This window comes from Streptomyces odonnellii, assembly GCF_000981895.1.
Classification (GTDB): Bacteria; Actinomycetota; Actinomycetes; order Streptomycetales; family Streptomycetaceae; genus Streptomyces; species Streptomyces odonnellii.
The window spans coordinates 17,063-27,491 of the sequence record NZ_LATD01000014.1 but is presented as its reverse complement, the minus strand read 5'-3'; the positions used below and the strand labels follow the sequence as shown (position 1 = coordinate 27,491).

At 66.1% G+C, this 10,429-nt stretch carries 3 protein-coding genes and 1 pseudogene; all 4 read left to right on the top strand.

Annotated elements, in window-relative coordinates; translation table 11 throughout:
- Positions 1-622, top strand: a pseudogene (locus WH07_RS02155) (hypothetical protein); the annotation flags it as partial.
- Positions 622-1,335 carry a hypothetical protein gene (locus WH07_RS02150; RefSeq protein ID WP_046494591.1) on the top strand — a complete coding sequence of 238 codons (714 nt, stop codon included), beginning with the start codon at positions 622-624 and terminating at the stop codon, positions 1,333-1,335. The pseudogene WH07_RS02155 and the gene WH07_RS02150, both read left to right, overlap by 1 nt.
- A gap of 901 nt (positions 1,336-2,236) precedes the next feature.
- Entirely contained in the window at positions 2,237-9,844 is a 7,608-nt protein-coding gene (locus WH07_RS41685) for an RHS repeat-associated core domain-containing protein (RefSeq protein WP_046494589.1), read from the top strand.
- Positions 9,841-10,350, top strand: a complete 510-nt coding sequence (locus WH07_RS39475; protein WP_157877168.1) for a hypothetical protein — start codon at positions 9,841-9,843, stop codon at positions 10,348-10,350. The genes WH07_RS41685 and WH07_RS39475 overlap by 4 nt, the downstream gene beginning before the upstream one ends.
- Positions 10,351-10,429 lie beyond the last annotated feature (79 nt).

The following is a 10,429-nucleotide window of genomic DNA, read 5'->3' as shown; positions in this document are numbered from 1 at the left end:
CCTCTGGCAGGACGGCAAACCCCTCGACGACTGGGCGAAGAAACTCAAAGAAGCCTGGGCTGCCCTCGCCGCACAAGCAGAACTCCACGGAGACCCCATCCAGCGCCTCGCCGCCCACCTCGCCTCCCGCGCCGTCCGTGCCCTCCTCCTCTACGGCATCGGCGCCTTCGCCCAACGCCCCCGCATGGTCACCGGAACCACCCCCCGCACCCACGAACGCGACGTCCCCCCGGACGCCGAGATCATCGGCTTCGACAAGGACACCATCACCTGGCAGCGTCCCACCGGCTTCGCCCGCGATCCCAACGCCCATCCCGAATGGGCCGCCGGAATCTGGTCCTCCGCCCGCGCCGCCCTGCTTACCCAGCGCCACCGCGCCGACAGCACCCACGTCGGCGCCCTCCACGTACCCGCCGGCACCGTCGTCGCCTTCCGCACCGACGCCCTGTACCTCACCGCCCCCCAGTACTGGCCCTATCACGGCCAGCCCGGCGACTACCTCCACAAAGGCCACCTCACCGGCCCCCTCCCCGCACCCGCCACCGAAGACGACCTCCTGGCCCTGCGCGACGCAGGCCGCACCGCCCTCCAGCACCCACACCGCCACCAAGGCCGCGCCTGATGCCCCCGCGCACCCGCCGCACCAGCGGCCCCCAACCGAACGAAGCCGCCCGCCTCGCCGACCAGTTCCAGGCCGCAGGCTTCACCAAACGCGACATCGCCCGCATCATCAACCGCGACCCCTCCCTCGTCTCCCAGTTCTACACACGAGGAAAAGGTGCCGTCTTCGTCCCCGCCCTCACCCACGTCCTGAGCGCCGTCCGGACCGCCGGCATCACCGACCTCAGCGAACTCGCCGCCCTCGCCGCCCCCCACATCACCCGCCGCACCACCGCCACCGGCGCCCGCGCCCGAGTCCGCACCAAGGCCGTCCTCATCACCCCCACCGGCACCGGCACCGGCCGCGCCGGATCCCAGGCCATCGCCTCCGGCTCCGCTCGCCTGCGCCCCCTCATCGCCGAAGCCGCCCGCCAGCGCCTGCGCCTCGCCTTCACCGTCCGCATGCCAAAGACCGGCTACACCCTCGCCTCCGGCAGCCGCACCGACTCACCCGGCATCCGCCGCGACGTCATCCAACGCGCCGACCACACCGAAGAACGCTCCTACGGCTCCGCCAGCACCGGAGGCTTCGATGCGGCAGACTTCGCCCGCCGCGTCGACGCAGCCGACGGTGACGTCACTGCCGCCGTCCGACAATGGCTTCTCGAAACCGGCCGGATCCACGAGGACGCCCACATCGCACACCTCGAAATCCGCACCTGGCGCCCCCGGTGACCAAACTGCTGCGCTGCCCCGGCTCTCCCGCACGAGGCCCGTTCGCCGTCACTCTCTCTCACGCTTTCCCAGGACTAGCGGCGGGACGGAAGAGATTCCCGCTGGCCGGAGAAACCCAGTACCAGGCCATGGAACTGGAGCCAGTGTCCACGCCAGATTCTCCCGATCCAGGGGCGATCGGCCAGGTGACGATGAAACCGGTTTCTGAAGGCCGAGGTTGCTGATCGCCGACAGGCGAAGGATCCCGCTCCCAAAATCAGTCTGCCGACAGCCCTTAGGGGGTGTTGCTGAGGCTTGCCCAACTGGCCGTGTGAGAGGACAGCAGCGTGGCTGCTTCTGTCCTTTCACGCTGGGCCGCCAGCCGCCGCGGGTGAGGTGGCTGCTACGGCGAGCCTTTACCCGGCCGACTTGGCACCCGGAGGCGTGAGAGCAATAGCTACTCACCGTAGCATTTTTGTGGCCAGTCTCTCCTCGGCTCGCTGGTGTTGAGGACCTTGTGATCGGCTGTGTGTCCGCGGTGCCTGCCGTCTCCACTCCTCTCTGGATGCGTCCTGCATGGAGTTGGGATAGGGGTGCCGTTGAGAAGTCGCGTGACATGCATCACGGGTGACTGATCCCTTTTTCCTGCTTTCACACTCCATGTTTCACGTACTGTGCACGATTTGTGATGGACTCCTACATGCCTCACTCACACCATGCGCTCTTGCGTGTTTCTGTTCATGGGGTAGGACTGTCCCCGTTTGCTCCGGGGGATGGATGAGATGCCGGCCCCCTTGCCTGTGGGGGGTGTTGGAAGGTGTCAGCGAGCGCGCGTGTCGGCTTGTGGTCCTTGCGGTCACGTTGGGTGATCGTTTTGATCGGTGCTTTGGTGGTTGCTTTTGGGTTGTCGGTCACGCCTCCTGTGGCGTGGGCGGCAGCCGGTTCGCCGTACATCACCAGCTCTGGCGCGAAACTCGACGGTGCGACCGTCGCCTCGCCGTTCACTGCGGACCTGGCTGACGCCGGTGCGGTCACTGGTGATGTGACGTGGCTGCTGGATGACAAGTTCGCGGGCAGGGACGCGACGGCTCCGTACCAGTGGACGGTGACGACGACGGCCGGTGCGCACAAGCTGAAGGCGCGCTGGGTCACGGACACCGGCACGGGCCAGACCGCGGAGACGGTGGCGAACTTCACCGTGGGCACGGCGGCTCCTGTGCCGTTTCTGTCCACCGACGGTCTGAAGCTGGACGGAGCGAATGTCGCTTCGCCGTTCACCGCGGTCATCTCCGATGCCCAGGTGGTCAGCGGGGAAGTCACGTGGCTGCTGGACGACAGTTTCGCGGGCAAGGACAGCACCGCGCCGTATGAGTGGGCGGTGTCGACGACTCCCGGGGCGCACAAGCTGAAGGCGCGGTGGGTCAGCAACGCCACCACGGGTGCCACCTCGGAGATCACGGCGAACTTCACCGTCACCGAGACGCCCTACCTGACGTCGGACGGATTCCGTCTGCACGGCACGAGTGTGAAGTCGCCGTTCACCGCCGATCTGTCGAACGCGGACGCGGTGACTGGTGAAGTGACGTGGCTGCTTGACGACAAGTTCGCGGGCAAGGACGCTTCCGCGCCCTACCAGTGGACGGTCAACACCACCGACGGTTCCCACAAGCTGAAGGCGCGCTGGGTCACCAACGCCACCACTGGCGCTACGGCCGAGACCACGGCGGTCTTCACGGTCAACATGGGCGCGGACTGGACTCAGCCCGAGCCGGTCTACGAGGAGCCGGGGCCGGCGCTGAAGCGGCTGTGGACCACTGCCGACAACCGCCGTAAGCCGGTGGATGGTCTGTATGACTGGTCCAAGGCTGGTTTTGGCGGCGGAACGATTCTGCCCACGGACGACAACGTACGTCCGGAGGACAAGTGCCGGATCACCGCCGCCGAGATCCAGGCGGACTTCGGTGTGGTGCCCAATGACGACAAGGACGACACTGCCGGTCTGCAGAAGGCGATCGACCACATCAAGGCCGAGTGCTCCCCGGACGGTGACTACACCAAGTCCAGCCGCATCCTGCTGCCTGCCGGCACGCTGAACATCAACCGTGAGCTGAGCCTGGATGCCGACTATCTGATCCTTCGTGGTGCCGGTTCCGGGGCCAAGGGCACGCGTCTGGTGTACCGGCCGAACGCGGACACCCGATATGACACGATCACCAAGGACGGCACCCGCTGGGACCAGGACGCGATGAAGTCGGGGGATGCGGAGGGCGGCTGGATCTGGCCGGGCCGTGGCATGTTCCGTGTGCAGTCCCGGGCGGTGGCCGACAAGTACAAGGACCAGTACGCCGCCGCACCCGCCAACCGCAAGGACCTGTTCGAAGGCACGGTCAATGACCACTGGACCAACGGCCTGACCTTGCGTGGTAAGCCCGGTGACGCCAACTACGCGGCCCGCAAGGGCGACAAGACCGTCTATCTGGCTTCCGATGCCTCCTTCGACAACCTGAAGGTGGGTGGCCTGGTCAATGTGATGGCCGCCAACTCGCAGAAGTTCTACGAGCAGATGAAGGCGGTCCCCACGGAGTGGGACCTGCAGAACCTGCACATGCGCCAGCAGGTCTTCATGGTCACCGAAGGTGATCCGCTGGGGAAGACGATCACTCTGGACAAGCCGCTGGAGTACGACCTTCCCCTGAACTCCACCTCCGACGGGTCCGCCGCGATCGACGGCCAGGTCTTCGACTCCAAGGTCACCCCGCTGGTCGACGCCGTAGTGGGCGTCGGTATCGAGAACCTGTCCTTCACGCAGGACATGCCGAACCTCGACAGGGAGAAGGCCGCCAACAACTACGGGAACATGGACCCGTCGGCGGCGATGCACGGCATCGTCTTCAAGTGGGCCGCCAACTCCTGGGTCAAGGGTGTCCGGGCCGAGATGACCGGCTCGCATCCGATCGTCACCGAGGTCGCCTCGAACCTGTCCGTCGTCGACAACTACCTCGAAGGGTCCTGGAACAAGGGCAAGGGCGGCAACGGCTACTTCCGCGGCTCCCGGGTCTGGGACTCCCTCTACGCCGGCAACACCACCCGTAACCTGCGCCACTTCACGTTCCAGTGGTCGGCTTCCGGCAACGTCGCCATCGGCAACAGCTTCGACTCCGACCTCAACCTGCACGGCGGCTACGAGCGTAACAACCTCTTCGAGCTCAACGAGGTATCCACCCCGTACGCCCACCGGTCGGCCGCCTGCGCCACCAATTGCGGTGACGAGGGCGGCTCCGATCCGGATGACTCCGACTGGTACCCCATCTGGTGGGCTGCAGGCAAGAAGGCGGTGAAGTGGTCCGGCTCGTCGGGCCCGAACAACGTCTTCCACAACAACCACCTGCGCAAGCAGCTCGGTGACGACACCCAGCCCTATGCCGACTATGCGGCGTACAAGGACCGCAAGAAGATCTACCGGTTCGGATCCGACGGCGCCGACTTCCACCACCTCGACCAGGGCGGCACACCCATCGCCGACTGGGCCCACAACGAGGAGAAGGACTACACCGGCGGCCACGGCGTGGACGACTCCAAGTCCGACAGCCGCCGCTCGATCTTCCTTGAGTCGATCAGCCTGACCGGCTACGGCGGCCCGCACCCGCAACCGCTGCGCCGGACTTGGGGGTGCTCGTGCTGGGACGGCAAGGGCATGGTCAACACCCGGCTGGCCGCCGACCCCGTCAACACCGCCACCGGCACCCTGACAGAGAACTTCACCGACCTCTCCCTTGCGGGGCCCGGCAGCGCGCTGAGCTGGGAGCGTACTTACAACTCCCTCGACCCGATCGACGGGCCGCTGGGCCAGGGCTGGACCTTCGGCTACAACGCCGCCGTCACGCGCGACGGCGACTCCTACACCTTCCGCAACGGCACCGGCGGCCAGACGCTGTTCAAGAAGAACGCCAACGGCACCTACACCGCCGAAGACCCCGGCGTCTCCGCCACGATGGAGGACCGCTCAGGCGGCGGCTGGCGGCTGACCAACCTTGCCGGTGACCAGCTCGACTTCGATGACGCGGGCCGCCTGGTCAAGGACGTCAACGACCAAGGCCACGGCGTCACCCTCACCTACAGCGGCGGCGCACTGTCCAAGGTGACCGACACGCTCGGCCAGACGATGACCGTCACCTGGGGCAGCAGCGGTGCCGACGCCGGGCACATCACCACGGTGACCGCCTCCGACGGCCACAGCGTCGGCTACGGCTACACCAACACCGCAGGCAAGGACCGTCTGACTTCCGTGACCGGAGTCGACGGCAAGACGACCCGCTACACCTATGACGGGGCCACCGGCTACCTCAACTCCATCACCGACCCCGAGGGCAACGCCAGCGCCAAGACCAAGTACGACCCGGAGACCGGGCGCGTCATCGAGCAGACCGACGCGCTCGGCGGGGTGTGGAAGTTCGGCTGGGACGCGGCGAGCGAGACCGCGACGATCACCGATCCGGCCGGCACGGTCACCCAGGACATCTACCAGGGAAACGTCCTCGTCTCGCAGATCGACGCCGACGGACGTGCCAGTGACGTCTACTACGACTCCGACAACCACGTCATCGCCGAGAACTCCGCCGGTCAGGAGCTGACCAGGAACGAGTACGACGACCGCGGAAACCTCACCAAGCGCTACCTGCTGACGACCGCGAACGACGACGACCCCTCCTTCGAGACGTGGACGTACGACGACGCCAACCGTGTCACGTCCCACACGGACGCACTGGATGCGACGACCCGGTTCGACTACGACTCGAAGGGCCGGCTGGAGACCACCACCTACCCGGACGACTCCACCACCAAGCTGACCTACACCGACCTCGGTCAGGTGGAGACCAGCACGGACCAGTTGCTGCGCACCACCAGATTCGCCTACAGCGACGCCGGCGACCTGGTGAAGACCACCAGCCCGGCCGGTGCCGTCACCACGTTCACCTACGACGCGTCCCACAACAAGCTCAGCGAGACCAGCCCCAGGGGCAACGTCGAGGGTGCGAGTGAGGCGGAGAAGGAGAAGTACACCACCCACTGGACGTACGACGACTTCGGCAACGTCCTCACCGAGACCGACCCGCTGGACCGCACCACCCACCACACCTACGACGCCCTCAGCCAGCTGAAGAGCACCACCGCACCCGATGACGGCGTCACCTCCTACGAGTACGACGGCCAGGGCAACCTGACCAAGGAAACCGCTCCCGGCAACCGCGTCACCCGCTACGAATACGACGACGCCGGACGTGAGACGGCCGTTATCGGCCCGGATGGTGCGAAGACCACCAGCACCTACGACCCGGTCACCGGACAGCTCATCTCCACCACCGCCCCCGAGGGCAACGTGGACGGCGTCGACACCGAGACCAGGCGCCGCCACACCACCACGTACACCTACGACGCCGAGGGTCGCCAGACCCAGACCCGTCTCGTCGACCCCAACGCCCCGAACCGCTACCTGGCCACCAGCACCACGTACGACGCCCAGGGCCGCGTCGAAACCGTCACAGGCCCCGACGGGTCGGTCACGCGTACCGGTTACGACTCGCTCGGCCGCGTCACCAAGACCACCGACCCCACGGGCGCGGTCAGCGCCACCACTTACGACGTCCTGGGCCGGGTCAAGACCCAGACGGCAAGCGGGACCACGGTCACCAGTACTTACGACAGCGCCGGGCAGCTCAAGAGCACCACGACGGCCGGCGGAGCCGTCACCAGCTACACATACGACCAGGACGGCCGCCTCAAGACCGTCACCGACCCCCGCGGCAACGCGGAGGGCGCCGACCCGGCCGACTACACCACCACCTACACCTACGACCGGGACGGCAACCGCACCGACATCACCAACCCGCTCGGCGACACTGTCCACACCGACTACGACCCGGCCGGCCAGCCGACCAAGGTCACCGACGCCGACGGCCACTCCACCGACTACCGGCACGACGACGTCGGCAACGTCGACCAGGTCACCACCGCCACCGACGCGGTCACGAAGTACGACTACGACACCCTGGGCCAGCTCAAGAGCGTCACCACACCCAAGAACACCACCTACAGTTACACCTACGACGCTGCCGGCCGCATCAAGACCACCACCACTCCCGAGGGACGCACCACCAGCTACACCTACACCCCCGGCGGCAGGCCCGACACAGTCACCCTGCCCGACGAGGGCACCGCCCCCCTCGGTAAACGCAGCCTCGATGACCAGTGGAACAGCCCCGCACTGGCAGCCAGCGGAAACATCCATTACCGCTACGACACCCTCGGCCGCACGACAGCCATCGAGTACAGCGACGAGATCACCCCGGACCTCGCCTACTCCTACGACAAGGCCGGGCTCCCCAGCGAGGTGAGCAACGGCACCACGACGGCCAAGTTCGCCTACGACCCGGCCGGACGCGTTACCAAGATCAGCCGAGGCAGCGACGAGTTCGTCTACGACTGGGACACCCACGGCCGCCTGAAGAAGCGGACCCTGCCCGGCGGACGCACCCAGGCGTACACGTACAACGACGACGCCCGCCAGGCCACCGCCACCCTCCACGGCGGCAGTCTCAGCACCGACACCACCCTGACCTACAGCTACGACCCCGCCGGACAGCTCAAGACCACAACCCGGACCGGCGGACCCACCACCAGCCGCAGCTACGACGCGGCCGGGCGCCTCACCAGACTGACCCACGCTCTCGGCGGCAAAACCCTCACCGAGCAGACCGCCGCTTGGAACAACAGCGGCACCCCCGCCCGGATCACCACCACACGCGGCACCACCACCAGCACCGCCCTCTACACCTACGACGACGCTGGCGCCGTCACCGGCATCTGCCTCCCCGCCTCCGGCACCGAATGCACCGCCACCTCACCCACCACCAGCTATACCTACGACGACAACGGCAACCGCACCGAAACCAGGACGGCCAACACCGGCCACGACAAGACCACCACCTACACCTACGACCTGGACGACCGGGCAAAGACCGAGACGACCGGCGGCGCCACCACCACCTTCGCCTACGACGCCAACGGCAGCCTCGCCTCCCAGACCTCACCGGCCGGTACACGCGACTTCACCTACCGGCTCGACGGCAACCTCGCCGACGTCACCCTCGAAGACGGCCGCTCGGTCTCCTACACCTACGACGAGTCCGGCAACCGCACCCGCCGCGCCGTCAACGGCACCACCGACGCCACCTGGACCTGGGACACCCTCGACGGCCTCGCCGTCCGCCTCGACGAGAAGAACACCGCAGGCGAAACCACCCACCAGTGGTGGGCCGACCCCGCCGGGAACCTGGGCACCGCCACCCTCGACACCGCCACGGCCGACGATCCCCTCTGGTTGCTCGGCGACTACCAGGGCACCATCACCGACACCGCCGACAAAAACGGCCTGACCGGCAGCGCCGCCTTCGACCCCTTCGGCGAAGCCCTCGCCACGGCCACCGGCACCTTCGCCGACAACCCGCTGCGCTTCCACGGCCAGTACCTCGACACCGTCACCGGCCTGTACGACGTCCGCGCCCGCGACTACGACAGCGGCAGCGGCCGCTTCACCAGCCCCGACCCCCAACCGGCCAGCGCTGGAACTCCGTTCGCCAACACCTACCACTACGGCTACAACAGCCCCACCGTCCTGACCGACCCCACCGGCCAGTGCGCCATCCTCTGCGGCGCCATCGTCGGCGGCGTCATCGGCGGCATCGTCGGCGGCATCGACTACGCCTTCAACGGAGGCAGCTTCTGGGGCAAGGTCGGCACCGGCGCACTCGTCGGAGCAGCCGTCGGCGCAGGCGCCGGATGGATCGCCGGCGCCGGATGGGGTGCGGGCGCCGCCATCGTCGGCGGCGCCGCACTCGAAGGTGCCGGCAACCTCGCCTACAACTGGGGCACATCCACGATCGACGGCCGCAGCTACGGCGTACGGGACGGCGTCCGCGACTTCGCCATAGGTGCTGGGGTCGGTGGCGTCCTCGGGGTGGCGGCACACTTGGCAAGGCCATACATCAGCCCAGCCATCGCGCAAGCCCGGGCATGGATTGCCCGCAACAAACCCGGAGCCAAGCCAAAGGATCTGAGCACGGTAAAGTGCGTGGAACCTAATCGCACTGTCTATCGGGTTGAAGGTGCCGGTAACGAGCGCGTCAGGATCCAAGATGACGGCAGCATCCTCATACGCGGTGTTGGTAACAACAAGAAGAAGGGCAAGATGCTCTTCCTCAGTTTCGGAGACCACAAGCGGACGATGGAGTTCCTGGCGCAGAGGCTGGATGAGGGATTCCACGACTCGAAAGTCAAGAGCTTTGAGGTCCGTAGGGAATTTTTCGAATGGCTGGAAGAGAATGCAGTTCCGGAGAGTATGTCGAAACAGTTCCCGGATCGCCCCCTTCACGTGGATACGACCAAGACTCAGGAATCGTATGGGTTGAGGCCCGAGCACATTAAGAAGATGTTTGAATACATCGTCCCGAAGAGCGGTAGGGTAAGCGGGTGAACACTGAACACGAGTTGGTGAACCTAAGCCGCACGCAAATCTCCACTGCCGAGGCAGAGGGCGGTGTTGCGAAGGTGATCGTCACCTGCGCGGCCGGCGCTGTTGCACAGGAGACCAGGGACCGTGTCGTTGAGGCACTAACGGCAGTCCTGCAAAACAGCGCTCTTGGGGCGGATGACACACAGGAATGGCAAGAGACGCTCCCAACATGGCTCCTGGACAGATTCACATCTCCAAAAACACCTGAGCAAGCTAATGAATGGCTTGCTACGTGGAGAAGGCTGCCTCCCGCAGAACGCAAGCAATTTGAACTCGATTCCTGGGACTTGAATTCCTGGATCAACTGGTTCACGGAAGAAGACCGAGCGTGGCGCTGGGTCGGATCTCGAGTCGATTCAAAGACCAGTTTCACTGTATTCCTGGCTGCTGAAGGTTGGCCGTTTGCATGGCAAGCGTTGGAATGGCTGATCATCCAGGCGGGTGGTATGCCGGAACTTGTTGGTTGAAACAAAGCCTTAGGGGCGGGCGCAGACTGTCGCGAATCTAAAGGTCCTCCGAGGCGGGGCATTGATCGTTGCGTGCTGA

Excerpts from the sequence above, each read along its gene's own strand:
- WH07_RS02150 (WP_046494591.1), top strand. The coding sequence starts at position 622 with ATGCCCCCGCGCACCCGCCGCACCAGCGGCCCCCAACCGAACGAAGCC.